1 protein-coding gene and 1 pseudogene are annotated in these 1,344 nt (G+C 66.1%); both read left to right on the top strand.

What is annotated here, in order from left to right:
- Window positions 1-195, top strand: a pseudogene (locus A2I95_RS38495) (UDP-N-acetylmuramoyl-L-alanyl-D-glutamate--2,6-diaminopimelate ligase); the annotation flags it as partial.
- Window positions 192-1,344 (top strand): UDP-N-acetylmuramoyl-tripeptide--D-alanyl-D-alanine ligase (murF, locus tag A2I95_RS38490; RefSeq protein ID WP_291737664.1); only part of this gene is annotated, 1,153 nt, incomplete at its 3' end. The pseudogene A2I95_RS38495 and the gene murF, both read left to right, overlap by 4 nt.

Below are 1,344 nucleotides of genomic sequence, written 5' to 3'. Positions count from 1 at the left end.
CCCGATTGCATCGAGGTCGGCGACCGCGCCGAGGCGATCCTGCGCGGCGCCGACATGCTGCAGGCGGGCGATGCGCTGATTGTCTGCGGCAAGGGGCATGAGACCGGCCAGACCGTGGGCGATCAGGTTCTGCCGTTTGACGATGTGGAGCAGGCCAGCATTGCTGCAGCCGCACTGGACGGGAGGCTGGCATGACGCTTTGGACCGCAACCGAGGCCGCTGCAGCCACCGGCGGGCAGGCGCAGGGGAATTGGGCTGTCACCAGCCTGTCGATCGACACCCGCACCATTGAGCCGGGTGATATGTTCGTGGCCCTGAAGGCCGCGCGCGACGGTCATGATTTCGTGGCCCAGGCTTTGGCGAAGGGAGCGGGCGCTGCGCTGGTCTCCCGCATTCCCGAAGGGGTTGCCGCCGATGCGCCGCTGCTGATCGTGGACGACGTGCAAGCCGGGCTTGAGGCCCTTGGCCGGGCGTCCCGTGCCCGCACCGGGGCCAAGGTCGTTGCGGTGACAGGCTCGGTCGGTAAAACCTCGACCAAGGAAATGCTGGCGCGGATGCTGTCCGATCAGGGCCGCACCCATGCGGCTGTGGCCAGCTACAACAACCATTGGGGGGTGCCGCTGACACTGGCGCGGATGCCGCGCGATACCGAGTTTGCCGTCATCGAGATCGGCATGAATCATCCCGGCGAGATCGCGCCGCTGGCGAAACAGGCGCGCCCGCATGTGGCGATGGTGACGACAGTCGCCGCGGTGCATCTGGAAGCGTTCGAGAGTGTCGAAGGCATTGCCTTTGAGAAGGCCGCGATCATGCAGGGGCTGGAGCCGGGCGGCGTAGCCGTGCTGAATGCCGATATCGCCGAGGCCCATGTGCTGCGCGGCGTTGCGGCTGATCTGGGCGTCCCGGCCTGCTGGTTCGGCGAAAGCGCCGAAGATTGCAAACTATTGTCAGCTGACAATAGAGGCGAGGGAACAGTTGCCCGCGCCACAGTGAATGGCCGGGATATCGAGCTTCACATTCAATCGCTTGGCGCGCATTTCGCGATGAACGCCCTGGGCGCAATTGCTTGTGTCGAGGCCTTGGGGGCGGATCCCGCGAAGGCGGTGGAGAGCCTTGCCCTGTGGTCGCCGGTCAAGGGCCGCGGTGTGCGCGAGGTGATCCGGCTTGACGGCGGCGAGGTCACTTTGCTGGATGACAGCTATAACGCCAACCCGACGTCAATGGCGGCAGCGCTGGCGGTGCTGGCGGCGACACCTGGCGCGGGCCGGCGGATTGCCTATCTTGGCGACATGGGCGAGCTGGGTCTGCAGGAAATTGAGCTTCACGCCGGCCTTGCCTTGCTGC

It is taken from the genome of Leisingera sp. F5, from assembly GCF_001593695.1.
This window is presented reverse-complemented; position numbering and strand designations above follow the sequence as displayed.